This is a genomic window from Brevundimonas sp. NIBR10, assembly GCF_027912515.1.
GTDB lineage: Bacteria > Pseudomonadota > Alphaproteobacteria > Caulobacterales > Caulobacteraceae > Brevundimonas.
Genome location: NZ_CP115464.1, coordinates 101,707 through 128,164 on the forward strand (window position 1 = coordinate 101,707; position 26,458 = coordinate 128,164).

Genomic DNA, 26,458 nt, shown 5'->3' on the forward strand with positions numbered 1-26,458 from the left:
AAATCAGGCCGCGACGGGACGGGCGTCGAGGAAGGCGTTGTGGTCGGCGCTGTCGGCGATCTCGGCGACGCGCTGGAGGGCGGTGCGTGCCCGGCCGCCGGGACGTTCGTCGCGCTGACGGTCGCCCTCCGGATCCTCGCCCGACGCCTCGACCGCGTCGGCGACGATGCCGAGGTCGCGCTTGCGCGCGGTCTCGCGGGCCTTCTGTTCCAGCTTCTCTTCCCAGCTCGAGCCGTCGTAGTCGGCGCACTCGTCTTCCATGGTCGTAATGCCCGCCTCCATGCGGGCGGCGGCGGCCAGGATTTCCTTGGTCGGGTCGATGTGCCCGCGACCGGGGCCGCGCCAGCGACCTTCGACATAGGCGTCGATGGCCTCGTAGAAGTCGGGCGCGCCGTCGGGAATCCGCAGGGCGCCGATGTCGAACGCCTCCTCCAGCCAGGCAGCGAAGAAGGGCCAGGCGATCTGCTGTTCGATCAGGCCGCGCAGGGCCAGGGTTTCCTTCCAGGCGATCAGCAGGGCAGCCCGCGCGGACGAATAGTTCGTCTGCGAGAAGTCCATCGACAGTTCTTCGTAGGTGACGCCGAGCGCCGCCGCGATCAGGCGCAGGATCGCCCGCGTGAACCCGTCGAACCCGGAGGTGTCCCGGGCCGTGGTCTGCATGGTGATGTCGTCGTCGGGCCCCAGGACGGGGAACTGGACGCCGTCCACCTCGACCGGATTGTCCTTGTAATAGTCCTCCCGGCCTTCAGCCCATTCGGAGACATCGTCGGCCGAGAAGGATTCGCTGGTCGCCGAGGGCCCGGCATTGGATTTGACGAAGCCGAGGAAGAGGGCGTTCAGGGCCGCCGCCTCGATCGTCTTGTCGGTGTATTTCGACAGGCTGCGGAACAGCTTCAACACCGAGGCGAAGCGGGTCACGCCACGGGTCAGACCGGCGCGGAGCTTGTCGTAGGCGTGCAGGACCTGGGGGCGGCCGAGGTTGGTCGAGTACCGGGGAACGGCGCGCCAGACCATGCTGGCGTTGGCGCCCAGATCCGAAGGGTGCCCCTCACGGATGTGGTAGAGGACCGGGACGCCGTCGCGGTTCTTTTCGACGCCGCCGCGCAGGGTCGGGCTGTCGGGCAGGCCGTTGGGATTGGACAGGCGATCGGGGTCGATGACCCGCAGACGGGTGCGGAACCGCGTCGGTTCGTCGTGGGCGTATTCGACGATGCCGACCATCTCACCGTCGTTGAAGATGTGTGCTGCCGACATGCGCAACAGGCCGCCGAAGGTCAGCTGGCGTTCGGCGTCGCAGGTGAAGTGGATGCCGTAGGCCGAGGCCTCCCACAGGGCGTCGATATCGGCACCGAGCTCGCGCGCCGCCTCGTGGCTGATGCCGAGAAGGCGGGCATTCGGCTTGGACGTGAAGTCCCAGCGGAAGCCGACGGCGGCGTTGACGACCCGCATCGAGGCCGAGGCCCCGACGCCCTCGTTCCGACCGACGTCGCGCGACCGGGCGATGACCTCGTCGCGATCGTAAAGCCAGGTGTCCGCCGAGGTCAGGCCGGGCCGCCAGTTGGTCTGGAAGGCCCCGGTGCGGCGCGCACCTTCATGGGCGCGATCCGGGCCCAGACGACCGCCGGGCGCGGCGGCCTCGGCGCGCATCAGGGGTCGGCCGGCCGTATCAACGAGGCGGGGCATCGCGGTCATGTGGCCCCCTATCGAAAGCGGAAGGTGATCGCGCCGCGCTTGCGGACACGGCCGGACGGGGTCAGCGAAGCCGCCTCGAGGGCGGCGATTTCGGCGTCGATCCGCTTCAGGTCGGGGACGGCCTTTTCGATGGACCGACCAGCCTGGGCGATCTTGATCGCGCGGTTCGGATCAAGCGCCGAGGCCCGATCCGCCCGCAGCCGCGCCAGGCGGGCGGCGTCTTCCGTCGAGAGGGCCATGGTCAACTCCTCTTGCGGAAGAAGCGGCGGGTCGTGCCGGTTGACGGTGTCGGTGCCGACGGCGCTTCCGAGGGGCGCACAGCGTGCGCCTTGGGCGCGATGAACAGGTCGGACTGGGGGGCCGAAGGATTGCGGCGGGCGGCCAGGGCGGCCCAGTCGGCCAGCTCTCCGGATCCGTCCTTGCGGGGGGCTCCGACGCCGAGGTTGTAGGCCAGGGCGCGGGCACCGACCCAGATGTCGACCCACTCATTGCGCTCGCGAAGCTTGCGCCACCAACGCTTGAGCTCGCCGCTCTTCTTGTCCTTTTCCTCGGCCAGGCCCTCGGCGGTGATCTGCATCGCCCAGGCCTCGTCCTCGCGACGAGACCAGTGACCTCGACCCTGGAGGGGCGTCTGATAGCCGGCCTCGGTGGATATCTTCAGCGACCACATCAGGGCCGCCTTCAACTCCCAGGTGCCGGTCGGATAGAGTTTGACGCGCCCCTTGATGCGGCCGTTCTCGATGACCTTCTGCGGCTTGCCCTTCCCGAAGGCGGGCTTCTTCCATCCCGGCTGGCCGTCCAGGGCCAGGACGTTCGGACGGCCGCGACAGAAGGCGTAGACCTTCTGGGTCCGATAGCCGGTATCGACGCCCCAGAGCGGCAGGAGCTCGCCCCCGTCCGTATGGGGATAGGTTCGACGCGTGACGCGATCGAGCTTGTGCCAGACATCGTCACCGGAGGTGTCGCCGGTGATGACCCCACGATCGACGACCCACCATTCGCCACCCGGCCCCCAGCCGATCACACCCCATTCCAGATAGCCGCCCTGGACGTCGCAGAAGCCGGTCAGAAGTCCTGCACGCGCAGGGACGATCTCGGCCTCGTAGTCCTCGCAAAGGCGGTGGAGATCCTCCCAGGCCATAGCCTCGACCGACGGGTCCCAGGCGCGACCGAAGGTCTGTTGTTCGAGGGCCTTGAGATCCGCCGGGGTCACGGCCTCGGCGATCGAGGCGGCGATCTTGGCCCAGCTGATCAGACCGCACATCGCCTGCCAGATGTAGTAGCTGGGCTCACGGCCCTCGCAGTCGCGCGAGGACTGCCGATAGGCGAAGCCGGCGGCCGGGACGAGATGCGCCTCGATATCCTCAACGGCGACGAAGGGGCCGGGGGCAGGATTGTCGTCCTCATCGGACAGGAAGGTCGGGAGCCAGAAGCCTGCTTGCCGGAAAGCCGGCATGTCCGATTCCTCGAGCACTCCGCCGCATCCACCGTCGGCCGGCGGGCAGACGAAGTGGTGAGGTGTCCCGTTCCGATCTCCGCCCCTGAACCCCTCGGGCATCAGGTGGAAATGGCCAAGGCACTGCTGGCACTGCCCGTAGAAGCGGCGCTGATCGCCCTGCTGCTCGGCCCGGGTGATCTCGCATTCGCCGAGCTCGGACGGGGTAGAGAGCATGGCCTCCTTCGAGCCGATCGCCGAATAGGCGGCCTGGCGCTCTCGAGCCTGTTTGACCGGGGCACCCCGGGAGCCGACTTCCCGCAGGGCGTTGCCGACCTCCTCCAGGATCAGGTTCCCGGCCGAGATCATCTGCAGTTCCTTGGGCGAGGCCAGGTTGAACAGGGCCAGGGTCGCGCCGTTGAGGAGCCGCTTCTTCTTGGTGCTCGATCCCTCGCTTGATTTGGTCGACACCGGTTTGACGCGACGGCGGAGCTCGGGGCTTTCCTCGATCAGAGGCGCGAGTTTGACGTCGTCGTATTTGGTGATCTCGCCGGCGGACGGCAGGCCGATCGCGAATGGGGCCGGGCGGTTGACGATGGACCAGGCGACCCAGAGCTGACCGATCGACGACTTGGCCGTCTGGGCCCCCCCGAGCACGGCCAGGCGTGTGCAGGGGTCGTCGGGGTGAAGACGGTCGAGGGGCTCGCGAAGGTATTCGACCTTTTCAAAGCCGAACGGGACGGGGCCATTCTGCGCCAGCGGCGAGCCAGTGCGCGGCGACAGGATGACGTGGCCCTGTTCGACCCACTCCGAAATCCGGACGTCATCGGGCGGGGCGAGATCTCCGGCAACGGACAGCACAACGAGCGCTGCGGCGCGGGTGAGCGTGCTGGGGAAGACCACGTCAGGCTGCAGCTTCGGTCGTGGCACTGCCGGTCAGGCCGGCGACAGCGGCGGGCCGCAGGATTTCATTGGCCGCTTCGATCAGGCGTGTTGCGGCGGCAGCGCGGGCGGCGCGGTGAGCCTTGCGGATCCGCGCGCCAGCTTCCCGGCCCAGGGCAGCAGTCAGAGTGGTCTCCTGGCGGGCCAGCTCGGAGGTGAAGGCGTCCATCATGCCCATGACGACGGCTTGCAGGTCGTCGGCCGGGATCAGCAGGCCCGCGTCGACCGCTTCCTCGCGTTGCTTCTTGCGAAGCTCGATGAGTTTGAGCTCGATATTCGCCGCCTGCAGCGGTGATGCGATATCGCCGCGCGGCTCGTCGTCCAGCTCGGGGACCGGGCGCACGGCGTGCGCGGACACAGGCTCAGGTGCCGGATCAAGATCCCGCACATGGCGCTTGTCGTGGACGAAGACCGACGTGTTGCGGTGCGCTTTCAGCGCCGCGAGGTCCACGAAGCGGCACTTGCCGATCTTCTCCTGGGGAATGTCGACGTTTCGCGCCAGATAGCGCGAGACGTTCGACGCATCGATACGATCGCCCGCCCTGGTGAGCGCCGTCGCGGCTGCGACGACGGTCACCCACCCCGGCGGGGGCGAGTTCCGTGCGCTCATGCGTGCAGTCCCGTGCGCTAGAGGCCCACCCGTGCGCGATCCGTGCCACGGCGCAGGATTTCTCTGATTTCAGAACGAAGACGCCTCGCCCGACCGTATAGGTTTTGGGGGAGGGGGAAGGACCCGCGACCGTGCCGCGAGCGCGCTTACCTGCTGATAGGTAAAGGAAAACCCGCCCGACTTTGCGTCGGGCGGGCTTCAATGGCTGTGCTGGACTAGGACGGCTACCGCACTGCGCGTCAGTCTGACGGCAGCGAAATCACCTGAACCGATTCGCGGCCCAACAAGGTGAATATGACCTTCGCACGGTCGCCGTCAACCATCTCCTGGAAGATCAGGTCATAGTCGGCCGTCGGGCCGCTGAACCGCAACTTGTCGCCTTTGCGGTAGCGAGGCGCTGAGGCCGCCTTCTCGGCCTTGGACCGGTGCGGCAGGATCACCAGGCCGTTGATCTCACGGTTCTGGATCTCTTCGATGAACCGATTGGGGATCGGGCTCGGCTTGGCGGTTTCGCCTGACCCCTGCATGATCACGTCATGGACGCCCATCGTTGATCGGATCGCGCTCCAGCCTGGCTGGTTCACATCGACACTGACGAACAGATAGCGGGGCACCATCGGCCGGGGCGTGGGGGAGATCCCGTTCCTGACGCGTGCTCCGAGAGGCGGCGGCACCATGGGCAGGTAGACGTCAAAGCCCTGACGCTCCAGCTGGTACTTGGCCAGACGCTCTTGCCCGACGTGGGTGATCACGACGTACCAGAGGTAGCCCCCCTTGGCGGCGGATGGATTGAACGCGCTCACTGGACAGGCCCTTTCGAGGATGCGGAAAAGGGAGCGGCCGTCAGCGTACCGCCGCGTACCTGCTGACCGTCCCTTTTAGATTTCTGATTTTCTTGAAGTTTATAAAGAAAGGTACGCCGGGTACGCTGGGTACGGACCTGTGGCGTCGTGTGCATCTGTGTGTGCGCACGCCTCATGCATGGGCGCGGCGGATCGAGCGTACCCAGCGTACCCGCGTACCGAATCACCCGGAGAAGCCCGTCATTCATGACTTTCTCCCGGGTACGATGAAGGGGACGAATCACGGGACGCGGCGGCGCGCATGTGCCATTTCGGGGGTTCAAACGGTGACGCCTCGACGGTGACGCCGACGCCGGCGGGCCTGACGAGCCAGGGGGTCAGGGGGATCGCCAGGGCCCGGCTCTGCTGCCCCACGCCGAACTTGGGCGCATAGGGTAGGGTTCGCGGCCGGAACTCCTCGCCCAGGTCGCCCAGGTGCTGGAGCGCGCTTCGCCAGTTCTTGTATTCGGTGGGCGCCAGCCCCGCCTTCAGCGCCGGGTGTCGGTTCGCGACGATCAACCAGGGTCCGGGATGGTCTGCGCCCGGCGGATTGTTTTCGATCAGGATGCCGAATGTCTTCAGCACCTTGTCGTGGGTGCCTCGGCTCTCGCATTCCTCCTGGACCATCTCCCCCACATTCCAGAACCGGTCACGGATGTGCTGTTTGGTGACCAGGTTCATGATCGCCGAGAAGCACCCCTGACCCACGTTCAGCGCCGTCGAGGTCTCCTCGCGAGACACGATCAATGGCGTCCATAGGGCCAGCTCAGCTCCGACGCTGCCCTCGGTCAGCGCCTCGTCCTTGAGCAGCAATCGCCGCCCGGCCGCCAATGCCGCGATCAGATCGGCCCCACGCGCATCGGCCCCGCTGCGACCCAGGGCATCCTTCATCAGCGAGACATCGGATCGATACCGGGCATGATCCCGCATCGCGCGAGCCAGGAACGCAGGCGACGTCTTCTCCGCCCATTCCCGATACTCGCGCAGGGTATCGTCCGCACCGCCCTTGGCCTTGCCGAGCGGCTTCAGCCGGACCTCGACCATCCGCGAATCCATGGCGTCGCTGAGCTCGACCGACAGAATGGCGCCCAGCCAGGCCGCACCCACGGCCGTCTGGTTCACCGGCTTGCCGTCCTTGCCGATCATGACGCCCTTGGACCCGTCACCCGTGGTCATGCGCCTGAGCATTTCCATCGCCTGTTCGACGGGGCCCTGCCCGCCGATCGACGGTTCGGCCTCGTCCAGATACCGCGCCCGGGCCTCGCCCGAGATCTCCCCGCGCATCCCGGCCTCGGTGAACCGGTCCTCGAGCTCGCCACCGTTCGCGCTGCCGACGGCCGCCATCAGCATGGACAGGGCCGTCTTGCCGGTTCCCCGCCCGCCGATGCACAGGATGTGCGGCCGAAAATGCGGCACGGCCCCCAGCAGGGCCGACCCCTGCCAGGCCAGGGCCACGTCCGCACCCGTCAGCCCGCCTTCGGCCAGCTCGTACCAGTTCCACTGATCCAGATGGTCCCGAAGCTTCTGGGCATCGGCGATCGAGGCGGCCTTCACGGGCCGGGGGGTCGGGGGGGCGAGAGTATAGATCGGGCCCCGCGTTCGCGTTCGCATGGCCTGGGCGATCGGCGTCCAGTCCGCTTCCTTGAAGGGCCAGCGGCCCAGAGCGTCACCGGCATGCAGCACCGGGCCGTCGGGCGTCGCCCAGACCCCGGGCCCACGGAACAGCCGCATCCGGTTCCACTTCCCCGCCTCGCGGCATTTCTGGTTGAACCAGATCGCCATCGACAGGGCCTTGAAGTCGCCCTCCCCGTCGATCCAGTTGTTGGCGAAGGCCTGCCCGGCCGGATCGACAAACAGGTCGGTCCGCAACAGGTTCTGGACCCGACCGGCCGTCACGAACCTCAGCTCGCCACCGGGCAGCGCCAGAACCATCTGGTCGCCCTCGTACCCCATCGGCACGACGGGGCAGTCCTCGATCGGCGGATCGACCAGGACGCCGTCCGCCTTCTTTTTCTTGCGACGGCGGCTCTTGTCGTCGTTGGCCGGCGGATCCACCGGCATGTCGTAATCCTGCTCACTCACGCTGCAGCCCCGGAAGTCTCGGCCTCAATGGCGGTCTCGGCCGCTTCGGCGGCCCTGCGAATGTCGTTGAAATCCAGACCGGGCGGTGGGCGGCTGGCCTTGACCACGGTCTCGCCCCCGAGCGTCAGACGACGCCGCCAGCCCTGGACGGCCAGGGCCCCGCACACCTTGGCCCGCCCCTTGGCGTCACGGGTGAAGCGCACGATGCGACCCCGCCCGTTCCGGCCCTTGACCTTCAGGGGGCTCATGTCCGCATCACAGGCGATATCGACGATGCCCCAGGGGGACGCCGGATCCTCGGGCCAGGTGAAGGGCGGCCGCATCGGATCCCCGGTTGGGGTCCAGACGTCAACGGCGCCGTCCGCGTCCTTCAGCTCCCCGCCCTGCAGCCGATTCAAAGATCCCGCCGCGACCGCCCGCACCGGCAGGCACAGTTCCCCGGCCAGCATCATCGCGCGAGAGAAGGCATTCTCGTACCCTTCGGCGACCGCAAGCGGCCCGGGGCTGTCGGGACGGCTCAGCCAGACCCCGCCCGGCAAGCGGACTTCGGCCAGATCCTTGCGGTCGTTCCGGTCCGGGGGCCCGACACGGTCGCCCTGCCGCGCGAGCAGGACATGGCCCTGAGGCCCCCACATCTTCTTGGCCGGATCGCGATGCGTCTTCCCCTTGCCGTTGGGCCGCAGATAGACGCACAGCACCCCGCCCGTCGGCCCCAGTTCGGTCATCACCAGCCCGATGACGGCGGGCAGGAAGACGCCGTGTTTGGGGGGAAACAGGTCCCACTCGGGCGGCCCCGAATAGTAGGCGCGAGGATTGAACCGCAGCACCTCAAGACCTCGCGCCAGGACCGGCCCACGGATCGCCCGATGCTCGAAATAGGTCTGTGCCAGGGTGCCGGCGGCGGGCACGGCTTCCCGCCACAGATGCACGGCCAGCCGGGCCTTCCACGCCTCCGCCGCTCCCTCATCGGCCTCGGCGACCGCGCGGGCCTGCGCACGCCGTGCGCGCGATTCCTCGCTTTCCTCACGCCCGACATGGCCCAGGATCCGGCGCGCGGCATCACCCATGGTCTCACCGTTCCGCGAGAACAGACGGTGTTCCAGATCGACCGCATCCCCGCCGCGATCGTCGCAGGAGTGGCAAATCCAGCGGGATTTGCCGTTGTAGACCACGAAGGGCTCTGACTTCGACGACGTCCCGCAGTCACTCAGGGGACAGACCCCGCGCCAGGTCGCGCCCCGAACATTCAGGGTGACACCGGCGGCTAGGGCGATCTCGACGCAATCGCCCTCTTCATTGGCCTTGTCGATCAGGTCGGGCTTCATGCCAGCCACGCCCAGCCGCCATCCGCCCCTGTGGCGGGAATAGTCGAGATGCCGGCCTCGAGCAGCCAGGCTCGCGGCACGTCGTTCTCGAACCGGTTGCAGCTGTCCTCGCCGTCCTGGCGGCGGCGCTTCATGAACGCGACGCCCTCGCGGGCCGAGGCCTCGAGGTCGAACCGCCAGTAGTCGAGGCTGCGGATATGATGGCGCGCGCAGGCGAGTTTCGCCGGGCACCCCCAGTCCGCGCAGAGCTTGCGAGACGCGCCCTTCACGGCAGCACCAGGCTGTCGCTGTCCCAGCGGATCAGGACGCCCTCGAACGCCTCGAGGCCCGGATGCTCCCGAGCCCAGAACCGCTTCAGATCCGCCCAGTCCTCAAAGCCGTCGCTCCGGGCGAAATGATCCAGGTCGGCCAGATGCATGGTCGAGACGCCGTGGACCTCGATCCGACCCGTCATGGCCGGGTCGAAATCGAACCGGATCGGCGACACCGCCGCGCAGGTCGCCGTCGCCAGAAGCCGGCAGGACCGGGTCCGCATCCCGGTATAGAGCTGCAGGGTTTCTCCCGGGCGGGCGTGACGCTTCCGATCCGCACGGACGGTCTGAGTCTTTGCCCTGGACTGGATCAGCGGCCCGAACCGCGTCTTGAAGGAATAGGCCACCATCACCCGCGCCCCAGCCGCTTGAGCATCTCGCGACCGGCCTCGTTGATCCGCGTCCGCGTTCCGCCCAGGCAGTCGTTCGCCGGCAGGGGCATGTGTTCGGCCAGGCCCCACTGGCGCAGCATCCCCAGCGTCCCGCCGGGCGTCATGGGGCCGGCGCACAGACCCGCCTCCCCGGCGCGACCGAGGATATCCAGCACCTGGACCTTGGTTTCGGTTAGCACCTGGCCGGGCCCGATCTTGAGCGGCAGTTTCGTCATCATGCGGCCCCCAGCAGATCGAGCTGCGGCGACGGTGCCTCGCCGGCGAACTTCACCCGATCGTCGGCCAGGGTCAGCCGCGAACAGGTCCCAGGCGGGATGATCCGCTCCAGCGACGCGTCCATGGCCCAGGCGGCCTCGATGGCGGTGCGGAATGGACTGTCGGCCAGAGCCTCGGGCTGCAGCCAGACGAACCAGGCATAGGCCGTCGCCGACGACAGGTCCGGATCCCACGACCCCAGCTGTATGGGCACCCGTTCGGCGAAAGGGGCGGTCACGGCCTTGCGCCGCATCAGGGGATAGCGGCCGACGCTCTCGGTGAAGGCCAGCCGACACAGGACCGCGACGCCGCGCGTGGCGATCTCGAGCCCGCGCTGCACGAAGGCCTCTGCCTTGGCGAAAGGTGGATTGGTCACGATCCAGTCGATGGCCCAAGGTGGACGTGGCCTGTCCGAACGCAGGAAGTCACCTGTCCAGTCGCCATAGCCATGCGGATGAATATCGCTGGCCCAGACCGCGAACCCCTCCTGGTGAAGAGGTTCAGCCATATGGCCTGCGCCGCACGCCGGCTCCCAGACCGTCGATGCTTTGGGATCGAGCGCCCAAATCAGCTCTGCTCCCGCCCGCGCCGCCCAGGGCGGTGTCGGAAAGAAGTTCAGCTCGCGCATCAGAGCCGTGTGGGCGTCATCGCCGTCGATGACAGAGCCGGCCGAGCTTTCCATGCCAAAGGGCAGGGCGGGGGCTGATGGGAGAGGGCTATGGCGAGGCCCGCGCGCGCCCGTGATCGTGGGGCTCATGCCGCCACCAGATTGCCCCGCAGGGCATCCGTCAGGGCGTCGGGATGCACATCGAACAGGTCCGCCACCTCTTCGACGCCCCAGGCTGCCGCCATGAACCAGGAGGCCCAGCGCGTCACGCGCGGCGACACCGGCCTGACCCGAATGATGCCTGGCCCCGAGGGCAATGACGGGACGCGCGGTTCGGGTCGCGCCCGCGTCTTACGCGGCATCGCGGGAGCCCTGACCGGAACCGGCAGGGTGTCGGCCTGGACCGCAGAGCGGGGTTTGACGACGGCGGCGGCGATTGGCACCGCGACCGCCTTTGCGGAGGAGGGCCGATCCTGGATCACGATGCGGGCGGCCGCCAGATCATCCGGGGAGGCGACAGGCAGGGCCTCGGCGATCGTCATCAGGTCGTCGGTCGTGACCCCGGCCTTGGCCAGCATCGAGGGGGCCAGTTCCTGGGGCGAGATGGCCAGCAGATCGGCGAGCACGAAGGTGGTCTGGCCGAACCGGGCCCTGAGCGCCGCCCCGGCCAGGAACCGGACCCTGCGGGCGGCAGGACCACGACGATAGGCATCGGACGGCTCCACCCCGCGCAACCGCGCAGCCGCTGCGATCGCAGCCGTCAGCTGGCCCTGGGTCAGGATCGAGGCGGAGCGGCGCACGGCCTCTGGAGCCTCGACATCCGGCAGGGTCGCGACGGCCGGTACTGCGACAGGCGGCTCTGCGACCGTCAGCCCCTGAGCGCCCAGATCGCGACGCATCCGCGCCACCCACCCGACCGATCGGCCCAGCATCAGGCCGACGCTGGCGTCGCTCATCGAAGACGACAGGGCCCCGATCTGATGTTCGCTCAGGCGGCTCATCCGTCGATATCCCGGCGGAACCGCCCCGAGGCCGCCGCCAAGGCGGCGCGCACAGCCTCGGCCGCCTCGGCCAGCTCGGCCTGCAGGGCGACCCGGCCCCGCGTCGTCTCATTCAGATAGCGCCGGCACAGGCCGACCAGGACGACGCAGGGATTTTCCTTGTTCAGCACCCCGGCGACCGGCGTGCGCTTGGCCTTGCCGGTGACACCGGCCAGCCCGGTCTGGGCCTTGTCGGCCGGGGCCCGCGCCGCGATGGCCGCGCGATCGGCGAGCAGGGTCCAGACGGCGGCATCCTCGGGCGTGAAGGGATGGGGTTTCATGACCGCCCTTTCAGGATGTCGCCCAGGCTCGATGCGACGTCGCGGAACTCGGCCATTCCCTTTTCGACCAGGTCGAGGATCTCGCGCGCCTCATGGGCCTCGATGCGATTGTCGCCCGCCAGGGCCCGACGCACCGCGCCCTGCAGGCTGGCGGCCGCCTCGGTCGCCTCCGACGCTTCGTCGCGGATGTCCCCGACGCCGGCGACGGCGGGCCGGGCCTCGACCAGGGCGCGCGACACGATCGGCTCCCCGCAGAAGTCCTCGAGCACGGCGACGATGTCGATCGGCGCGAAGTCCGGCGCGGTCGGGACGCAGCACCGGCTCAGCTGGGCCTTGGAATAGGCCCGCCCCTGGCCCGACTCTTCGGCGGCGCGACAGGCTGCGACGGCTTCATCGAGACCGCCGCAGGCCTGGACCAGCGCCTTGAACTTGGCCTTGAGCAGAAGCGGGTTCACGACGCCGCTCCCCGCTGCTTCGCGGGGGACGGATTCGCATCCGTCCCCGACTCGGCATCCCCTGCAATGCACAAACAGCCTTTGGAGAGAATGCGATGGATCCAGACGAAGACGTCCGCCAGGCGATCAGCGACCTGCGCGCCGGCCAGGACTTTTTGGCCATAAGGGTGAGCGCCCACGAATGGCTGCTCGAACAACTCACCGCCAACGTGCTGCTGCAGTTCCCCGCCGACGAAGCCTTGGCGTTTTTGGACGGGATCAGCGACCACGAAACACCCGTTTGGCGACACACAGAAGAAGGGCCGCGAGAAGTACAGCCGACACGAGCGGCCCTGCTGAACGCTGACGTAAAACGGCTCGCCGAGAAAATCCGTGAACGGGTTTTACAAGGCCCGGCAACTCAACCATCTCGGGTCCCGCCGCGCCGATGACCTGAAGACACCTCACGACGCCGCCTCCGTTCGCGAGACGTTCACGTCGGGAATCCCGGCGCCAGCGGCGTCGGCGGGCGCCATTGGTGCGGGGTCATCAACCGCCGCAGGGGCAGAGCCTTGGACATCATCGCCGCCAAGTTCACGGCATACGCTCGCCGCACTCACCTTTCCGCCACTCCAAGCCTGGATGCGAAGGGCGAGCCGCAGGGACGCCTCCCGTTTCCCGTTCTCGATGTCGGACAGCCAGCCCTTGCTCGATCGGCTCAAGCCAAGCGCCTCGGCGCATTGCTCGAGAGAGAGCCCTTTTTCGATTCGATAGGCGGAGAGTTCCATGGTGCCGTTGGTTCACTCAGAATGAACGCGCAGTCAAGTGCCACAGTTCATTCTAGGGTCAACGACAACTCGCGCTCCAGTTCGCACAATATGAACATGAGCGCGAACCCCACCCATGACTGGTTTTTGCAGGAGTGGTTCGCCACGGCAGGGCTTCGCCAAGCCGATCTAGTCAACAAGCTAGGCTACCAGAAAGGCACCGCCTTCAAGCTGTGGCACGGCGTCCAGCCCTATCGACGCGACAACGTGGACGACGTCGTCGGCTTGTTGCACATCGCACCATACGAACTGTTCATGCATCCAGAGGAGGCCATGCGCATCCGACGTATGAGATCTGTTCTGGCGGAAGCGGCACGCTCGGGTGAACCTGAAGCGGCGATAGACGTCACCTCGCCATCCGTTCGGCGGACCGGCACCCTGGGATGATCCGAGTATCCGCCCTGTCTCTCGCCTTGCTGACTGCCGCTAACTCGGCCCAGGCCCAGTCGTGGACATTCTCGTCGGCCCGGGATCCGTTCACGGACAAACCCACCTATCGAGCGAGCCAGACCTCACGGCGACACTCCATGAACGTCCGATGCAAGGATGATCGCCTCGAGGTGTATCTGGTGATCGTCGGCTATCTCGGCGACGCTGCGGACGTGCGCTATCGCTTCGACAACGGCGAAGTCCGCACCAATACCTGGGACACCTCAACTGACGGATCCGGCGTGTTCGCTCCTGGGCCAGGCGAGTTTGCCAGGAGCCTGATGACCTCCAGTCGCCTGGTTTTTGAGGTGACGGGTGAATACGGGTCTCCCGACCAGATCGCCGTCTCTCTTGCCGGATCGAGCGGGCCGATCGGCCGGGTTCTGGATGGCTGCGGCGTCCCGCGAAGCGAAATCTATAGGCCCGATGGACCGATCTGGCGCCGGGCAGTCGAGGCGATCGACGCTGCCGATCGCGACACCATTGAACTCGTTTCTGGCTTTCTCGCGGCCTCCGATCTTTATGATGGATCGCCCGGCCGTACTCGCCCGGTGGGGCTTTATCAGGCCCTGTCCGACTTCTACAGCGGCTATTGGAGTATGTGCAGGTCCGGTCGAAGCCTTTCCCAATCTTGCGACACATGGACCGCCTCGCGGCGCTACAATAATGACGCCGACTATCCCAAAGAGCCTATCGAGCTCTTGGCGGAGATAGTCAGCGCGCCGCCGGCACCGGAAACACCGGCAGTAGCTTCCACGACACCCGCCGTCCTCACGAACGTGACCTGGAGTCGGCCGCCGAGAGTGACGGCCGATGATTTTCCTTCTCGGGCTCTGGACCGGGGCGTCGGCGGGTTTGCCACGGTGAGCTGCACGGCAGCCGCCACCGGCAGGCCGGCCAACTGCCGGGTCGTTTCTGAATCCCCGGCCGGATTGGGGTTCGGACAAGCCGCCGTTCGTGTAGTTCAGCGCGCGCAGCTCTCGCCGAGGAGTTCTGGAACGATCGCCGACCCGACCTTTACGACACGGGTCGAGTTCAATGTTCCGACGCCAGCCGCTCCTTAGGGCTCGATACCCTCAGGCACGTCACCTTCGGTCGCCAGGACTTCAATCTCAGTCCACACATCGCCGGCCGCGCTGGTCTCGATCCTATAGAAAACCATACCGTCGACCCGACCGGTCATTGCGCGACCGCGACGGGCGATAGCGGCCTCGCTTGGCCCCGGATACCGCTCCGACACCGCCAGACACCCAGCCCGGCGACGGTATCCCTCTACAACGTAGCTAGCGGCCTTTGCCATTTCGAGCCTCCCAATCGTTAACGGCCCACTGATTCCTTCACCGTGAACTAGAGTCGAGAGCTGGTACGTCAGTTCCGGACGTACGTTCACTTGTGATGAACTTTTGTCTTGACGGCTTTGGTTCACCTGTGATGAACCTGTGACTTCCATAACGGAGGTCACCGATGTCGCCGCCTGCCGATCCTGCCGCCCCATCCCTCGCCCGCTCCATCCGCGACGCGATGTGGAGCCTCACCCCGTCCGGCCGCCCCCGCCCTGTCGTCGAGGCCCGCGACGTTGCCGCCGAGCTGATCGCAGCCCTGGGCCACGGCCGCCCGATCGCCGGGTTCGACATGGGGTCGGCCGTCGTGATCGCCGGGCGGATGGCTGAGCCCCGCGTCTGGGTCCGGGCCGACGGCCGTACCTGGACCCTGACGACGATCGAGGCGGCGACCGTCGCCCTGCGCATCCGGATCGCCGCGTTCCGCGCCGCTGATCTCCTGGCCGACGCCTTCAACCGGGCGATCGTCGAGGCCGAGGGCCGGATGGACCGGCTGCACAGCCCATTTCCTGAGGGTCTGGCCCCGCGCATCGAGGACGGCGAGTGACCGCCGCCCCCATCACACCGGCCAGGGCCTCGAACCGGGCGCTCCCGGACTGGGCCACCCAGCTGCAGCGAATCTATGCCGGCGGACGCGACCGCTGCATCGGCAAGGTCCGCTACACCTCCGAACAGGCGGCGCGCGGCAACGGCCAGGGCTTCCTGCGCAAGACCGAGGCCCCTGTCTCCCGCCTCTGGCCCTACGCCTGCACCCATTGCCGGGGCTGGCACCTGACCAAGCGTGAGGGCGCGACGCCGGCCGTCACTGCCCTGTCGCCGCGCGAAGGGGTGCCGCTGTGAACGCCGCCGCCGTTTCCGCCGGTCCCGCCACAGTCGGTGCCGCCGCCCATCGCACGATCGCCGAGCAGCTGAGTGACCCGGCCGTCTATGTCGAGTTCGCGCCGGGGGCCTGCGCCTATCAGGCCTCCGACATCTTCGGCGGGCCCGAACGCGCCGGTCAGGGCCCCCATCCGGACGACGTGATCAAGAGCGTCTGCCGCAGCCTGCGGTGCGGGCCGCTCGACCTGGTCTGCGACCCCGATCCTGCCGACGCACGATGCGCCTACATCGCGGACGTCCACGGGGTCCGCCTGTGCCGGGTCAGCGGCCTGACCCCGGACCAGGCCAACTCCGCCCTGCTGTCGGTCTCCATCTCCGGCTGGGTTCCGGGCGACCGCGAGATCGTCACCGCGCCGACCCGCACGGTCGCCGACCTCATGCCTGGACAGCGCACCCCACTCGCCCAGGAGCGACTGCTGTGAAGCGCGGCCCCGTCCTTTCGCCCCACGGCCGCGACGTCGTCGTGGGCGTCATCATCCTCATCGTCGCCGCCGTCTGCGCCTTCGCATTCGGCGACATCCCCTGCTGACCGGACCCTTACGATGATTGAACCCAATGTCCTGGCCTTCCAGAACGCCGACGTCCTCGAGGCGATCGACAGCAAGACGGACGGCCTGTGGGGCCCACGCGCACTGGCGAACCAGATCGGTCGCGACGAGAGCAACCTCGGCAAGACGCTCAAACGCCTCTCCGCTGAAGGTCTTCTGCTGCCCTCGCCGCTGTCCGGCCTGACCCAGGCCGGCCGCGATCAGTTAGCCGCCTACAAGCGCGCCAAGCACGGCGGGGAGGCCCGCCGCCCGCGCGGCCGCTGGCCCCTCGACAGGTTCCGCCGCAATCCGGACAACCGGCCGATCGACCCCGCCCACGTCGAGGCGATCGCCGACACCGCCTCCGACGACGGCGTCGGCGACATCCTGCTGCCCGTCGTCGCCGGTGAGGCCGACGCGCACGGCGTGCGCATGATCCTGGCCGGGGAGCACCGCTGGGAGGCGGCGAAGCTGCTGGCCCGACAGGACCGCCTGCCCAAGGCCCTGCAGGGCGGCCTGCCCTTCATCGAGCGCGAGGTCGCCGCCGGCGAGGTCGCCATCATCGCCTGTATCGAGAACACGGCGCGCAAGGATCAGTCGCCCTGGGAAGACGCCAAACAGCTCCGCGTCGCCGCCGATGCCCTGAACCTGTCCGCGCCCGAGCTGGGCCGCCGCATCGGTCGGACCCGCGAGGGCGGCCGGGGCGGCCTGCGCGACATCCAGTCCAAGCTCAAGGTCGCACGCGAAGCGACGCCCGAGGCCATCGCGGCCTACGAGGCCGACCCGTCGGCCCCGGGCGCCTGGGAGACGCTGCGGGAGTCGGTCTCCAAACCCCGGGGCCCAAACTTCGACGATCTGCCGATCACCCGCCTGCACAAGCTGGCCCTGGCCGAGATGTTCGCCAAGGCCGAGCGGACCGTCGGCCTCTCGGTCGGCGTCCTGCCGGCGGCCTTCGCCGCCGAGGGCGGACGGCTCGCCCAGTACGACCTGGTCAAGCTCCATCGCAACGACAGGGGCGACACCGGCTTCGTGACCGGCACGGGCGCGGCGGCGCTCAAGCACTGGGACCTGGACACCAGCGACGTCGCCAGTGCCCGCGAGCGGTTGAGCTTCCCGGCGGGGTACGGCGTCACGACCTTCCGCACCGAATGGCTCAACACGCCCGCGAAGGCAGAGGCGACACCGCTTGCTGATCCCGTAGTGAAGACGCTCTCCGGCATCGAGGCCGTGACGACGGCCCCCGCCGAGCTGCCCCGATGGGCCTGTGACGATCCCTGGGAACGCCATCCCGACCGTGCCGTACAGCAGGGGCCCGGCTATCTGAAACTGAAGATCTACGCCGCTCCCGATCGCACACGCTGGGTCGTCACCCTCGACATCCTGTTCGGCGTTCATGGCGTGGGTGAGAGCGCAGCCATCGGCGATCGCAATCCGGGTCACCCGACCCTGTTCGCCGCCCTGCAGGCGGCGCGGCTTCGCGTCCTCGCGCACGATCCCAACGCACCCGACTGGGCCTTGTCCTGGTTGGACCAGCAGATGGGACCGTTCGTCGTCGCGGGTGTGGATCACTACAACGCCAGCCGGGCGGGGGAGGCCAGACGGGCGATCGGCCTCGAAAAGAGCCAGGCCAACTACGGCGCGTCCGCCCGGACGTCGGAAGCGCCGACGACGGCGGCAGAGGCAATCGCCAGGCTGCAGGCGGAACGCGCCGAGCACGACGCCTCCACGCTGGCGTCGCCCTCGACCGTTTCCCATCCGATCGCCGCCGCCGGCCCGCAGACCCACCCCACCAACGCCGCCCTGCAGCTGCTCGCGATCGAGCGCGCCCGTCAGGTCGAGGTCGAGAAGCGCCTGCCCGATCACGACGACGAGGAGAACGCCGACGGCCAGTTGGCCAATGCGGCCGCCGCCTACGCCGCCGCCGCTGCTGACGACCCCGATGCCGCCCTGTTCTGGCCCCGCGAATGGGACCCCGAAGGCTTCAAGCCGAGCGGACGGATCCGCGACCTGGTCAAGGCCGGAGCCCTGATCCTCGCCGAGATCGAGCGCCGCCAGCGTGCGGGAGAGGCGTGATGCCCAAACGCCCCAACCTCACTGCCGCCGAACTCGACCGGATCGCCGAGATGACCGAGGTGCAGAAGCTGCCGGCGTGGAAGATCGCACGCAGGATCGGCTGCAGCCTTGGATCCGTTACCTGGGCCCAGCTTCGGATCGGAGCCGACCCCCGGCCGGATCGGCCGCTGCCGCCCGTGCCGACAGCGCCGGTCGCCTGCGTTCGCAACGGGGCTTTGGTGCGGCGTTTCACCCAGGCCGACGACGACCTGCTGCTGGCGCTCGAGGCCCAGGGCCTGAACTACGGCCAGATCGGCCGGAGCTTCGACCCGCCCCGTCAGCCAAACTCGATCCAGGGCCGCCTGATGACCCTGTCCCGGCGCGCCGCACGCGTCGAGGCCCGCGAGATGGAGGCAGCCTGATGCCCGCTCGCCCCTGGATCGAGGCCACCGCCTTCCTCGCCGCCCACGGCTTCCCCGTCGCGGCCGAACACTCACCCCGCCGCCACAACCCCTGGAGATACCGAATGCCCGAACAGGCCCGCTTCGCCATCATCCGACCGACCGCCGCCGCCAAGCCGATCGTGTTCGACGACCTCAATGCTCTGGCCCGCTGGATCCAGCGCGAGCGCGGCGAACAGGGCCTCGACCTGGTCGAGACCGAGGACCTCGAGCTCGAGAACGACCTGGGCGGCCGCCTCGCCGTCCACGTCTACACGACCGACGCCGGCGACAACCGCGACCGCAATCTCGGCACCGCCTGGCTGGACGGCCGGGGCCTCGAGACCCTGCAGGCCGCCCTGCGCCGCAACCGCCTGGTCATCCAGTCCGAGGCCGCGTGATGATCGACACGACCCATGCCGCCCCTGCCGAGGCCAGGCCCAACCGCCGCGTCGCCGCCAAGGTGCGGACCCGGCTCGCCGTCCTCGATGAGGCCCGCCGCCAGTTCCGGTCCAAGGGCTACGGCGCGGTGACGATCCGCTCGATCGCGAAGGCGATCGGAAAGTCTACCGGTTCGATCTTCGCCAACTTCACCGACAAGGCCGATCTCTGGAAGGCGGCGATGGAGTGCGATCCGCCGATCGACACCGGCGACGGCCCGATCCGCGCCGCCCTGCCCATGCTGTCCGCCCTGCGCGGCCTGATCGCGATCCGACCTGCGAACTGGGACGACGACGAGGATCCAGACCAGGTCGCCGCCTGGCGCGCCGCCGACACCGCGATCGCCCTGGCCACGCGCACGCCGTGCGCCCCGGTGGAAGGGTCCGCACGATGAGCGCGCCCAAACTCTCCGACGGCCAGACGGCCGAGATCGCCCGCCTGCGGGAGGAACGGGGCTGGTCGCACCGCCGGATCGCGACCCGGTTCGGCGTCTCGACCGGCGCGATCCAGTACCACTGCCTCAAGCTCGGGGCCGTCTCTCCGCGCACCCGCGCCAACCGCAGCCGGGGACCGATGACCATGGTCGGCCGCGACGGTCGCCTGCAGCGCCGGTTCACCGAGGCCGAGGATGATCTGCTGCTGAAGCTCAGCCTCGCCAACATGCCGCTGCGCGACATCGCGATCGAGATGAAACGACCCCGGACATCCGTCCGCCTGCGCCTCTTCACCCTGGCCATGCGCGAGGACGGTCAGGCCGGAATCGCCCACCCGACCGAGGCCGCAACCGGCCTGCAGGTCGCCGCATGATCCTGCTCGCCCTTCACCTGCTGATCCTGATCTTCGTCCGAAAGGAACGCCTGCTTTGACCGACGCCGCCAACCCCTTCCCCGTCATCCCCGATCGCCACCCCCGGCTGCCCGCCTGGGCCCGCGCCTTCCGCCGCGCCGGATGGCCGCTGCGCCAGATCTCCGCCCTGTTCGAGATCGACCGCGGTGCCCTGATCGAGGCGGGAGTCGAGCCATGAGCGCCGCCCCAGCCGACCACCCCGCCTGGTCCCGCGAACAGCTCCGCCGCGCCGGCGACGCCTTCCGCCAGAACCCCGCCGACCGTGCCGCTGTCCTGGAAACTTTCGGCATCTCCCCAGAACACGCCGCCGCCTTCGAGCAGCAGGCCGTGGCGGAAAGCCGTCGCCCGGAGATGGAGCCATGAGCTTGCTCATCGACGAGATCTGCGCCGACATCGATCGGCGCCTGCAGGGCGCGAAGATCACCTTCGCCCTGGTCCTCTGGGTCCCCGGCCAGGCCGACAATCCGAAATCGGTCGCCCTGAGCGCGCCGCCGGCCAGCCAGGCCGAGGCCGCGAAGGCGCTTCGCACCGTCGCCGACGCGGCGGAAGGAGCAAGGTCATGAGACGCCCCGCCCAACCGCCCTACGACTACGTCACGCGGACCTATGGCGTGAACCCCATCATCGGTGCCCGGGTTCGCCTGGAAAACACCGACCGCGAAGGCGTCATCGCCCGACGCCGGTCCTACGATAACCACATCTGGGTCACCTTTGACGGGACGAAACACGCTTCGCCGTGCCACCCGACGTCGCTGATCTATGACCTCGGCGCGGGCACCGCCACAACCACCACTCAGCCGGAGCCGCCCGCGATCGGGACGCCGCTTTCCGAGCTTTCGGGCCGACCGGGTCACCCGGGCTATGACCGCTTTTGTGACATTGCCTCGACGTGGGGTTTCGACTGATGGCGGATCCGATCGAGCCCAAGTACCGCGCGACGCTGAACGACCTCGCCCACGAGCTGGACGATCGTTTCAACCCGCCGCCGCTTCCCGGCCTTCCCCGCCGTGGCGAGCGAAAGGTCGGGTTCTTCCTCGCCGTGTTCGACTTCAACACGAACGGCGAAGGCGGCCGCTTCAACTACATCTCGAACGCCGACCGTCTCGACGTCCGGGTCCTTCTCCGCGAGATGCAGGCCCGGTTCGAGGGTCAGGCCCAGACCGAAGGACACGCCTGATGGCTGACCAGACCCACATCGAGTGGACCGACGCCACCTGGAACATCATCACCGGCTGCAGCGTCGTCTCGCCCGGATGCACGAACTGCTACGCCATGCGCCTCGCCGGCACCCGGCTCCGGCATCACCCCAGCCGCCAGGGCCTGACGATCGACACCAAGGCGGGGCCGGTCTGGAACGGCCAGGTGCGGTTCAATGAGCAGTGGCTCGACCAGCCCGCACGCTGGACCAAGCCGCGCCGGATCTTCGTCTGCGCCCATGGCGACCTGTTCCATCCGGACGTGCCCTTCGGATGGGTCATGCGGATCCTGATGGTCATCGCGATGACGCCGCACCACACCTACCAGGTGCTGACCAAGCGGCCCGATCGCGCGCGTGAATTCTTTCGGCGCTGGGCCAACGTCGACGAAGAGAACGACTGGGGCTTCAGGAATGCGCGCGGGCCCGAGGAAGTCCGGGCAGCGCACCCCAGCGGCCGGGGCCAGCTGTTCGCCGACATGCTCGAGGCCATGGGCCAACCGCCCCCCGGGTGCGCCTATCCCGCCTTCGACTGGGCCAACGGGATGTCGCGCTGGGAGGATGTCTTTCCGAACCTCTGGCTCGGGGTCAGCGTTGAAGACCAGTGCCGGGCGGACGAGCGGATCCCGATCCTTCTCGACACCCCAGCCGCCGTCCGCTGGATTTCGGCGGAGCCGCTGCTCGGACCGATCGATCTCGAGGCCGCGTGGCATGGCGAGAACGCTCTGGACAGCGAATGCTGGGGCGACTGCGCCTGGTGCGAAAAGGGTCACCGCCCCCTCCACAACTGCCAGCGTGGAAAGCAATCCGAGGCGGATTCCGTACGCGGACGCTCGGGCCTCGACTGGGTCGTCGTCGGCGGCGAGAGCGGGCCGGGCGCACGCCCCATGCATCCCGACTGGGTGCGCCAGATCCGGGACCAGTGCGCGGCGGCCGATGTCCAGTTTCTCTTCAAACAGTGGGGGGCCTGGTCGCCAGTCGAGACCTGGCGTCCTGGGCGCGCGACGCAGCGGGCGATCATGCTCGACGGAAGCCCCGTCGCGGACGACGCCGTACCACAAGACGTCGGCGGGCAACGCTTTGTCCTGGACGGAAAGAGAGCCGCCGGCCGTAAGCTGGACGGCAGGCTGCACGACGGATTTCCGGAATGACAAGCTCTCTTGTCGATGCCGCTTTCGAGACCATCCGTACCGGAGCGCCTGGCCTAAGCGAGGCAACATGCCGAGTCCTCGCGGGGATCATCGCGCGAAAGTTTGCCGCCATGAAAGGCGCATCCCGCGAGGATCTCGCCCGCATCATCGACCCCGAGGCCTGGGCCTATCACGACGCCTGCCCGGGCTCCGGCGGCGAACCCTGGACGGCCCCGTCGCTGGCCAAGGTCGATCGGATTCTCGCGCTGCAGGGCGGAGCGGGCGCTTGACCATCCATACGCCCATCACGGCCGCGCCGATCGGTGCCGCGACCGAGGCGCGGATCCTCGCCGCCTTCAAGGACACCTGCCTGCTGTCGGCCGAGGCGACAGCCCGACTTCTCGGCATCGATGTAAGATCCCTGCGCGCCCTCAATGACGACGGCCTCATCCGCGCGGTTCGCCGGGGGCGGCGCGAGACCCGCGCCTATACCGAGGGTGACATCCGCGCCTACCTGACCCAGAGTGCCGCCCCATGTCCGTCTACAAACCCGCCAAGAGCCCCTACTTCCAATATGACTTCCAGATCCGGGGTCGCCGATTTCATGGCTCGACGGGCGTTGAAACGCGCCGCGCGGCCGAAGAAGTAGAGCGCCGCAAGCGCCGCGAGGCCGCCCTCGATGAAGGCGGCGACGCCGGCGCGATGACCCTGACCGCTGCCGCCGCCCGATGGTGGGATGAGCGCGGCGCCCTGCTCAAGGGCGGCGATCGCCTCGAGGCCCGTATCGAGCGTGCCGTCGCCCTGGTCGGTCCGGCCCGTCCCATTCGTGAGATCACGACCCAGGTCGTCTCGCGCGCGATCGAGAAGCGTCGAGGCCAGACCCGCACCCACGCCAAGGGCGACAAGCCTCGCGAATACCTCCCGACCGGCTCGACGGTGAACCGCGACATGATCGACACCCTACGGCCGATCCTGAACCGGGCGAGGAAAGCCTGGGGGGCGACCCTGCCGCAGATCGACTGGGCCGAGGTCCGCATGGACGAGCCCAAGCCCAAGCCGAAGGAGTTCGCCGGCGACGAGCTGGACCTGGTCCTCGCCAAGGTCCGGCCGCACTGGCACGACGTGATCCGCTTCGCCGCGACCTACGGCTGCCGGGTCAGCGAGCTCTGGTTCGCCTTGGACGACATCGACGTCAATGATCCCGGTGCCGCCCGCATCAAGCTGCGCGATCGCAAGGGCGGCGACGACCACATGATCCCCCTGCTGCCGGCGGACGCCGCGATGATCGCCGCCCGCCTCGGCCGGGCCCGGGCCGCCGAGCTCGAGACGGTGTGGTTTCGCGAGAAGCGCATGCCGGGCCCGGGCGGCCAGGTCATCCTCAAACCCCTCAGCCAGGCAGGGCTCGAGATCGCCGTGCGCCGCGCCATGACCGCCTCGGGCCTGCGCGCCGCCAAGGGCATGCGCGGGATCCACGCCACCCGTCACCACGCGGCCATGCAGATCCTGCGCGCGACCGGAAACCTACGCGTCGCCCAGCGCCTCCTGGGCCACGCCGACATCAAGTCGACCATGGTCTACGCCCACGCGATCGAGGACGACGTCCGCGCCGGCCTTGCTGCACTTTCCCGGAATAGTCCCGAACTGCCGACCGGCGACACCGAAAATCCCGCGCAGGATCAGTCCGCTAAGAAGGCCTGATCGGACCGTTCATAACCCACAGGTCGGCGGTTCGAGCCCGCCTCCAGCCACCACCCAATGTCATGTCGCCGCAGCCGGTCTGCCCTCGGCAACCTGCGGCACAGCTTTGCGTTTTCAGCCCAAGGTTCATACCGCTGGAGATTTTCCCATGACCGTCCGCATCCCCGCCCTGATCGCCGCTGCCGTCTTCGCCATGGGCATCGCCGCCTGCACCCCGGCTGAACAGGACGACGCCCAGGCCGACGCCAACCAGGCCGCGGCCGAGACAGGCCAAGCGGCCGAGAAGGCCGGCTCCGCCCTCGCCGAGGAAGCGTCCCAGCTGGGCTCGGCGGTGGCCGCCGGGGCCAAGGAAGCCGCTCAGGAGGTCGATGAGACTACCGACGCCCTCGCCCGCAAGGCCGACGAGCAGAAGGCCGAGACGGCCCGGGACAACCAGGGCAACGCCACGCCCAACTGATCGGTCTTCATCGCGCCCAGTCGCCCACGGCCGCCTGCCACAGCGTCAAGGCCGTGGTCGCGGCCGTGTCGGCACGCAGCACGCGCGGCCCCAGCGACACCGCCGTCGTGAACGGCAGAGCCCTCAGTCTCTCGCGTTCGTCCGGCGAGAAGCCACCCTCGGGACCAATCAGGATGGTCCAGGGCCCCGCCCCCGCCGCCTGGACCGCCGCGATGGCGGGCTGTCCCCCGGTCTCGTTACAGAACATCAGCTTTCGCGTCGCGTCCCAGCCGTCCAGGACCTCGGTCAGGCGACGGGTTGCATCGATGACGGGCACGTCCATCCGCCCCGTCTGTTCGGCGCTTTCCATGGCGATGGCGTCAAGTCGATCGAGGCGGACGTGCTGGACCTGGGTCCGGTCGGTCTGGACCAGACCGATGCGCGCGGAACCCAGTTCGGTCGCCTTCTCCACTGCGAACTCCAGCGCCGACTTCTTGACCACGGCGATCAGCAGATGGACGTCAGGCACGGTCGTCTGGGGCCTGACCTGTTCCTCGGCGCGCAGCAGGACACCCTTCTTGAGCACCTCGGCGATCGAACAGCGCCACTCCCCGTCCCGCCCGTTGAACACCAGCAGGTCGTCGGCGAGCTTCAGCCGCATGACCTGGGTCAGATAGCGCGACTGATCAAGCGTCGGGGCGACGGCAGTGCCGGGGGACAGTTCGGTGGTGACGTAGAGGCGGATCATGCCGCCAGCCTAACCTACAGTGAGCGCGCGATCAGCACCTTCATGATCTCGTTCGTCCCGCCGTAGATGCGCTGGACGCGGGCGTCCTTGTAGAGCTGGGCGATCGGGTATTCGTTCATGTAGCCATAGCCGCCGTGGAGCTGGAGCATCTCGTCGATGACCTCGCCCTGGATGTCGGTGACCCAGTATTTGGCCATGGAGGCGGTGACGGCGTCGAGCTGGCCCTTGAGGTGCAAACCGATGCAATGATCGACGAAGACGCGGGCGACGGTCAGCTTGGTCTTGACCTCGGCCAGCTTGAACTGGGTGTTCTGGAAGTCGATGACCGCCTTGCCGAAGGCCTTGCGCTGTTTGACGTATTCGATCGTCTGTTCGAGGCCCCGTTCGGCCGCCGCCACGCCCTGGACGGCGATGTTCAGCCGTTCCTGAGGCAGTTGCTGCATCAGCTGAATGAAGCCCTGGCCCTCGACGCCGCCGATGATGTTGTCGCCCGGCACCTTCACGTCGTTGAAGAACAGCTCGGAGGTGTCATTGCCCTCCATGCCGATCTTGTGGAGGTTGCGGCCGCGCTCGAAGCCCTCAGCACCATCGGTTTCGACGACAATCAGGGACGTGCCCTTGGCACCCGCCGTCGGATCGGTCTTGGCCACGACGATGATGAAGTTGGCCAACTGGCCGTTGGTGATGAAGGTCTTGGAGCCGTTGACGACATAGCCGTTGCCGGACTTGATCGCCGAGGTCTTCACCCCTTGGAGGTCACTGCCCGCGCCCGGCTCAGTCATGGCGATGGCCCCGACCAGTTCGCCCGAAGCCAGACGTGGCAGCCAGCGCGCCTTCTGCTCCTCGGTGCCGTAGTGCCAGATGTAGGGGGCGACGATGGCGTTGTGCAGCGAGATGCCAAAATGGTCCGCGCCCTTCCAGCCCAGCTGGCGCATCAACACCACCTCGTGGCGATAGTCGCCGCCCATTCCGCCGTCCTCTTCGGGCATCGACAGGCCCATCAGCCCGTCCTGACCGGCCTGGGTCCAGAGCTCGCGCGGGACGGAGGAGTTGGCGATCCATTCCTGGACCTTCTCGGGCGGCGCGTGCTCGTCGATCCATTTGCCGACGCTGTCGGAGAACATGACGATGTCCTCTTCCAGCATGAAGTCGGGCGACGGGGTGGTGATGACGTTCATGGTCTTACCTTTCTCCTCCCTGTCGCGCAGCGATGGGGAGGTGGA

37 protein-coding genes are annotated in these 26,458 nt (G+C 68.2%); 21 read left to right on the plus strand and 16 right to left on the minus strand.

What is annotated here, in order from left to right; translation table 11 throughout:
• Positions 1-3: 3 nt before the first annotated feature.
• The 14 genes from O5K39_RS00520 to O5K39_RS00585 form a co-directional block, all read right to left on the minus strand.
• On the minus strand, positions 4-1,692 hold the full coding sequence (locus O5K39_RS00520) for a phage portal protein (protein WP_271145355.1): 1,689 nt from the start codon (positions 1,690-1,692) through the stop codon (positions 4-6).
• Between the two features lie 8 nt (positions 1,693-1,700).
• Positions 1,701-1,931 (minus strand): hypothetical protein, encoded by a 231-nt coding sequence (locus O5K39_RS00525; RefSeq protein ID WP_271145356.1) that lies wholly within the window; start codon positions 1,929-1,931, stop codon positions 1,701-1,703.
• A gap of 2 nt (positions 1,932-1,933) precedes the next feature.
• Positions 1,934-4,030 (minus strand): terminase gpA endonuclease subunit, encoded by a 2,097-nt coding sequence (locus tag O5K39_RS00530; protein WP_271145357.1) that lies wholly within the window; start codon positions 4,028-4,030, stop codon positions 1,934-1,936.
• A 1-nt stretch (position 4,031) separates the two neighbouring features.
• Positions 4,032-4,646 (minus strand): hypothetical protein, encoded by a 615-nt coding sequence (locus tag O5K39_RS00535; RefSeq protein ID WP_271145358.1) that lies wholly within the window; start codon positions 4,644-4,646, stop codon positions 4,032-4,034.
• A gap of 272 nt (positions 4,647-4,918) precedes the next feature.
• Positions 4,919-5,482: a transcription termination/antitermination NusG family protein gene (locus O5K39_RS00540; RefSeq protein WP_271145359.1), complete on the minus strand. Its 564-nt coding sequence runs from the start codon at positions 5,480-5,482 to the stop codon at positions 4,919-4,921.
• A 240-nt stretch (positions 5,483-5,722) separates the two neighbouring features.
• Positions 5,723-7,582, minus strand: coding sequence for a hypothetical protein (locus O5K39_RS00545; protein ID WP_271145360.1), 1,860 nt, complete (start codon positions 7,580-7,582; stop codon positions 5,723-5,725).
• A gap of 17 nt (positions 7,583-7,599) precedes the next feature.
• Positions 7,600-8,937, minus strand: coding sequence for a hypothetical protein (locus O5K39_RS00550; RefSeq protein ID WP_271145361.1), 1,338 nt, complete (start codon positions 8,935-8,937; stop codon positions 7,600-7,602).
• Complete coding sequence (locus tag O5K39_RS00555; RefSeq protein ID WP_271145362.1) at positions 8,925-9,197, minus strand: hypothetical protein; 273 nt, start codon at positions 9,195-9,197, stop codon at positions 8,925-8,927. Before O5K39_RS00555 ends, O5K39_RS00550 begins: the two co-directional genes overlap by 13 nt.
• Positions 9,194-9,589, minus strand: coding sequence for a hypothetical protein (locus O5K39_RS00560; protein ID WP_271145363.1), 396 nt, complete (start codon positions 9,587-9,589; stop codon positions 9,194-9,196). Before O5K39_RS00560 ends, O5K39_RS00555 begins: the two co-directional genes overlap by 4 nt.
• A complete protein-coding gene (locus tag O5K39_RS00565; protein ID WP_271145364.1) occupies positions 9,589-9,849 on the minus strand; it encodes a hypothetical protein in 261 nt (86 codons plus the stop codon). Before O5K39_RS00565 ends, O5K39_RS00560 begins: the two co-directional genes overlap by 1 nt.
• Complete coding sequence (locus tag O5K39_RS00570; RefSeq protein ID WP_271145365.1) at positions 9,846-10,568, minus strand: hypothetical protein; 723 nt, start codon at positions 10,566-10,568, stop codon at positions 9,846-9,848. The genes O5K39_RS00565 and O5K39_RS00570 overlap by 4 nt, the downstream gene beginning before the upstream one ends.
• A gap of 71 nt (positions 10,569-10,639) precedes the next feature.
• Complete coding sequence (locus tag O5K39_RS00575; protein WP_271145366.1) at positions 10,640-11,494, minus strand: hypothetical protein; 855 nt, start codon at positions 11,492-11,494, stop codon at positions 10,640-10,642.
• Positions 11,491-11,814: a hypothetical protein gene (locus O5K39_RS00580; RefSeq protein WP_271145367.1), complete on the minus strand. Its 324-nt coding sequence runs from the start codon at positions 11,812-11,814 to the stop codon at positions 11,491-11,493. The genes O5K39_RS00575 and O5K39_RS00580 overlap by 4 nt, the downstream gene beginning before the upstream one ends.
• Positions 11,811-12,269 (minus strand): hypothetical protein, encoded by a 459-nt coding sequence (locus O5K39_RS00585; protein WP_271145368.1) that lies wholly within the window; start codon positions 12,267-12,269, stop codon positions 11,811-11,813. The genes O5K39_RS00580 and O5K39_RS00585 overlap by 4 nt, the downstream gene beginning before the upstream one ends.
• Before the next feature lie 95 nt (positions 12,270-12,364).
• Between O5K39_RS00585 and O5K39_RS00590 the strand changes: the two genes are divergently transcribed.
• The 21 genes from O5K39_RS00590 (at position 12,365) to O5K39_RS00690 (ending at position 24,508) form a co-directional block, all read left to right on the plus strand.
• Positions 12,365-12,700 (plus strand): hypothetical protein, encoded by a 336-nt coding sequence (locus O5K39_RS00590; RefSeq protein WP_271145369.1) that lies wholly within the window; start codon positions 12,365-12,367, stop codon positions 12,698-12,700.
• A gap of 120 nt (positions 12,701-12,820) precedes the next feature.
• Entirely contained in the window at positions 12,821-13,462 is a 642-nt protein-coding gene (locus tag O5K39_RS00595; protein WP_271145370.1) for a hypothetical protein, read from the plus strand.
• A gap of 140 nt (positions 13,463-13,602) precedes the next feature.
• Complete coding sequence (locus tag O5K39_RS00600) at positions 13,603-14,568, plus strand: energy transducer TonB (protein WP_271145371.1); 966 nt, start codon at positions 13,603-13,605, stop codon at positions 14,566-14,568.
• 400 nt (positions 14,569-14,968) lie between these two features.
• Positions 14,969-15,391 carry a hypothetical protein gene (locus tag O5K39_RS00605; protein ID WP_271145372.1) on the plus strand — a complete coding sequence of 141 codons (423 nt, stop codon included), beginning with the start codon at positions 14,969-14,971 and terminating at the stop codon, positions 15,389-15,391.
• Complete coding sequence (locus O5K39_RS00610; protein WP_271145373.1) at positions 15,388-15,684, plus strand: hypothetical protein; 297 nt, start codon at positions 15,388-15,390, stop codon at positions 15,682-15,684. Before O5K39_RS00605 ends, O5K39_RS00610 begins: the two co-directional genes overlap by 4 nt.
• On the plus strand, positions 15,681-16,145 hold the full coding sequence (locus tag O5K39_RS00615) for a hypothetical protein (protein WP_271145374.1): 465 nt from the start codon (positions 15,681-15,683) through the stop codon (positions 16,143-16,145). The genes O5K39_RS00610 and O5K39_RS00615 overlap by 4 nt, the downstream gene beginning before the upstream one ends.
• Before the next feature lie 120 nt (positions 16,146-16,265).
• Entirely contained in the window at positions 16,266-18,323 is a 2,058-nt protein-coding gene (locus O5K39_RS00620) for a hypothetical protein (RefSeq protein ID WP_271145375.1), read from the plus strand.
• Positions 18,323-18,724 (plus strand): hypothetical protein, encoded by a 402-nt coding sequence (locus O5K39_RS00625; protein WP_271145376.1) that lies wholly within the window; start codon positions 18,323-18,325, stop codon positions 18,722-18,724. The genes O5K39_RS00620 and O5K39_RS00625 overlap by 1 nt, the downstream gene beginning before the upstream one ends.
• Positions 18,724-19,143, plus strand: a complete 420-nt coding sequence (locus O5K39_RS00630; RefSeq protein ID WP_271145377.1) for a hypothetical protein — start codon at positions 18,724-18,726, stop codon at positions 19,141-19,143. The genes O5K39_RS00625 and O5K39_RS00630 overlap by 1 nt, the downstream gene beginning before the upstream one ends.
• Positions 19,143-19,577: a helix-turn-helix domain-containing protein gene (locus O5K39_RS00635; RefSeq protein WP_271145378.1), complete on the plus strand. Its 435-nt coding sequence runs from the start codon at positions 19,143-19,145 to the stop codon at positions 19,575-19,577. The genes O5K39_RS00630 and O5K39_RS00635 overlap by 1 nt, the downstream gene beginning before the upstream one ends.
• Entirely contained in the window at positions 19,574-19,990 is a 417-nt protein-coding gene (locus O5K39_RS00640) for a hypothetical protein (protein ID WP_271145379.1), read from the plus strand. The genes O5K39_RS00635 and O5K39_RS00640 overlap by 4 nt, the downstream gene beginning before the upstream one ends.
• 55 nt (positions 19,991-20,045) lie before the next feature.
• Positions 20,046-20,207 carry a hypothetical protein gene (locus O5K39_RS00645; protein ID WP_271145380.1) on the plus strand — a complete coding sequence of 54 codons (162 nt, stop codon included), beginning with the start codon at positions 20,046-20,048 and terminating at the stop codon, positions 20,205-20,207.
• A complete protein-coding gene (locus tag O5K39_RS00650; protein ID WP_271145381.1) occupies positions 20,204-20,392 on the plus strand; it encodes a hypothetical protein in 189 nt (62 codons plus the stop codon). Before O5K39_RS00645 ends, O5K39_RS00650 begins: the two co-directional genes overlap by 4 nt.
• A 2-nt stretch (positions 20,393-20,394) precedes the next feature.
• On the plus strand, positions 20,395-20,592 hold the full coding sequence (locus tag O5K39_RS00655; protein ID WP_271145382.1) for a hypothetical protein: 198 nt from the start codon (positions 20,395-20,397) through the stop codon (positions 20,590-20,592).
• Positions 20,589-20,933 carry a hypothetical protein gene (locus tag O5K39_RS00660; RefSeq protein ID WP_271145383.1) on the plus strand — a complete coding sequence of 115 codons (345 nt, stop codon included), beginning with the start codon at positions 20,589-20,591 and terminating at the stop codon, positions 20,931-20,933. The genes O5K39_RS00655 and O5K39_RS00660 overlap by 4 nt, the downstream gene beginning before the upstream one ends.
• Positions 20,933-21,205, plus strand: coding sequence for a hypothetical protein (locus tag O5K39_RS00665; protein ID WP_271145384.1), 273 nt, complete (start codon positions 20,933-20,935; stop codon positions 21,203-21,205). Before O5K39_RS00660 ends, O5K39_RS00665 begins: the two co-directional genes overlap by 1 nt.
• On the plus strand, positions 21,205-22,374 hold the full coding sequence (locus O5K39_RS00670; protein ID WP_271145385.1) for a phage Gp37/Gp68 family protein: 1,170 nt from the start codon (positions 21,205-21,207) through the stop codon (positions 22,372-22,374). Before O5K39_RS00665 ends, O5K39_RS00670 begins: the two co-directional genes overlap by 1 nt.
• Positions 22,375-22,484: 110 nt before the next feature.
• On the plus strand, positions 22,485-22,643 hold the full coding sequence (locus O5K39_RS00675) for a hypothetical protein (protein ID WP_271145386.1): 159 nt from the start codon (positions 22,485-22,487) through the stop codon (positions 22,641-22,643).
• Entirely contained in the window at positions 22,640-23,002 is a 363-nt protein-coding gene (locus O5K39_RS00680; RefSeq protein ID WP_271145387.1) for a helix-turn-helix domain-containing protein, read from the plus strand. The genes O5K39_RS00675 and O5K39_RS00680 overlap by 4 nt, the downstream gene beginning before the upstream one ends.
• A 53-nt stretch (positions 23,003-23,055) precedes the next feature.
• Entirely contained in the window at positions 23,056-24,051 is a 996-nt protein-coding gene (locus O5K39_RS00685; protein WP_271145388.1) for a tyrosine-type recombinase/integrase, read from the plus strand.
• Positions 24,052-24,199: 148 nt separating this feature from the next.
• Complete coding sequence (locus tag O5K39_RS00690; protein ID WP_271145389.1) at positions 24,200-24,508, plus strand: hypothetical protein; 309 nt, start codon at positions 24,200-24,202, stop codon at positions 24,506-24,508.
• 7 nt (positions 24,509-24,515) lie between these two features.
• On the opposite strand, the gene O5K39_RS00695 is transcribed toward O5K39_RS00690, so the two are convergent.
• Positions 24,516-25,235, minus strand: coding sequence for a 16S rRNA (uracil(1498)-N(3))-methyltransferase (locus O5K39_RS00695; RefSeq protein ID WP_271145390.1), 720 nt, complete (start codon positions 25,233-25,235; stop codon positions 24,516-24,518).
• 14 nt (positions 25,236-25,249) lie between these two features.
• Positions 25,250-26,413 carry an acyl-CoA dehydrogenase family protein gene (locus O5K39_RS00700; protein WP_271145391.1) on the minus strand — a complete coding sequence of 388 codons (1,164 nt, stop codon included), beginning with the start codon at positions 26,411-26,413 and terminating at the stop codon, positions 25,250-25,252.
• Between the last annotated feature and the right edge of the window lie 45 nt (positions 26,414-26,458).

Coding starts and splice junctions, on each gene's coding strand:
- O5K39_RS00520 (WP_271145355.1), bottom strand. CDS start 1,692: ATGACCGCGATGCCCCGCCTCGTTGATACGGCCGGCCGACCCCTGATG.
- O5K39_RS00525 (WP_271145356.1), bottom strand. CDS start 1,931: ATGGCCCTCTCGACGGAAGACGCCGCCCGCCTGGCGCGGCTGCGGGCG.
- O5K39_RS00545 (WP_271145360.1), bottom strand. CDS start 7,582: ATGCCGGTGGATCCGCCGGCCAACGACGACAAGAGCCGCCGTCGCAAG.
- O5K39_RS00560 (WP_271145363.1), bottom strand. CDS start 9,589: ATGGTGGCCTATTCCTTCAAGACGCGGTTCGGGCCGCTGATCCAGTCC.
- O5K39_RS00565 (WP_271145364.1), bottom strand. CDS start 9,849: ATGATGACGAAACTGCCGCTCAAGATCGGGCCCGGCCAGGTGCTAACC.
- O5K39_RS00570 (WP_271145365.1), bottom strand. CDS start 10,568: ATGGAAAGCTCGGCCGGCTCTGTCATCGACGGCGATGACGCCCACACG.
- O5K39_RS00575 (WP_271145366.1), bottom strand. CDS start 11,494: ATGAGCCGCCTGAGCGAACATCAGATCGGGGCCCTGTCGTCTTCGATG.
- O5K39_RS00580 (WP_271145367.1), bottom strand. CDS start 11,814: ATGAAACCCCATCCCTTCACGCCCGAGGATGCCGCCGTCTGGACCCTG.
- O5K39_RS00590 (WP_271145369.1), top strand. CDS start 12,365: ATGGATCCAGACGAAGACGTCCGCCAGGCGATCAGCGACCTGCGCGCC.
- O5K39_RS00600 (WP_271145371.1), top strand. CDS start 13,603: ATGAACGTCCGATGCAAGGATGATCGCCTCGAGGTGTATCTGGTGATC.
- O5K39_RS00605 (WP_271145372.1), top strand. CDS start 14,969: ATGTCGCCGCCTGCCGATCCTGCCGCCCCATCCCTCGCCCGCTCCATC.
- O5K39_RS00620 (WP_271145375.1), top strand. CDS start 16,266: ATGATTGAACCCAATGTCCTGGCCTTCCAGAACGCCGACGTCCTCGAG.
- O5K39_RS00625 (WP_271145376.1), top strand. CDS start 18,323: ATGCCCAAACGCCCCAACCTCACTGCCGCCGAACTCGACCGGATCGCC.
- O5K39_RS00630 (WP_271145377.1), top strand. CDS start 18,724: ATGCCCGCTCGCCCCTGGATCGAGGCCACCGCCTTCCTCGCCGCCCAC.
- O5K39_RS00635 (WP_271145378.1), top strand. CDS start 19,143: ATGATCGACACGACCCATGCCGCCCCTGCCGAGGCCAGGCCCAACCGC.
- O5K39_RS00640 (WP_271145379.1), top strand. CDS start 19,574: ATGAGCGCGCCCAAACTCTCCGACGGCCAGACGGCCGAGATCGCCCGC.
- O5K39_RS00650 (WP_271145381.1), top strand. CDS start 20,204: ATGAGCGCCGCCCCAGCCGACCACCCCGCCTGGTCCCGCGAACAGCTC.
- O5K39_RS00660 (WP_271145383.1), top strand. CDS start 20,589: ATGAGACGCCCCGCCCAACCGCCCTACGACTACGTCACGCGGACCTAT.
- O5K39_RS00665 (WP_271145384.1), top strand. CDS start 20,933: ATGGCGGATCCGATCGAGCCCAAGTACCGCGCGACGCTGAACGACCTC.
- O5K39_RS00670 (WP_271145385.1), top strand. CDS start 21,205: ATGGCTGACCAGACCCACATCGAGTGGACCGACGCCACCTGGAACATC.
- O5K39_RS00675 (WP_271145386.1), top strand. CDS start 22,485: ATGAAAGGCGCATCCCGCGAGGATCTCGCCCGCATCATCGACCCCGAG.
- O5K39_RS00685 (WP_271145388.1), top strand. CDS start 23,056: ATGACCCTGACCGCTGCCGCCGCCCGATGGTGGGATGAGCGCGGCGCC.
- O5K39_RS00690 (WP_271145389.1), top strand. CDS start 24,200: ATGACCGTCCGCATCCCCGCCCTGATCGCCGCTGCCGTCTTCGCCATG.
- O5K39_RS00695 (WP_271145390.1), bottom strand. CDS start 25,235: ATGATCCGCCTCTACGTCACCACCGAACTGTCCCCCGGCACTGCCGTC.
- O5K39_RS00700 (WP_271145391.1), bottom strand. CDS start 26,413: ATGAACGTCATCACCACCCCGTCGCCCGACTTCATGCTGGAAGAGGAC.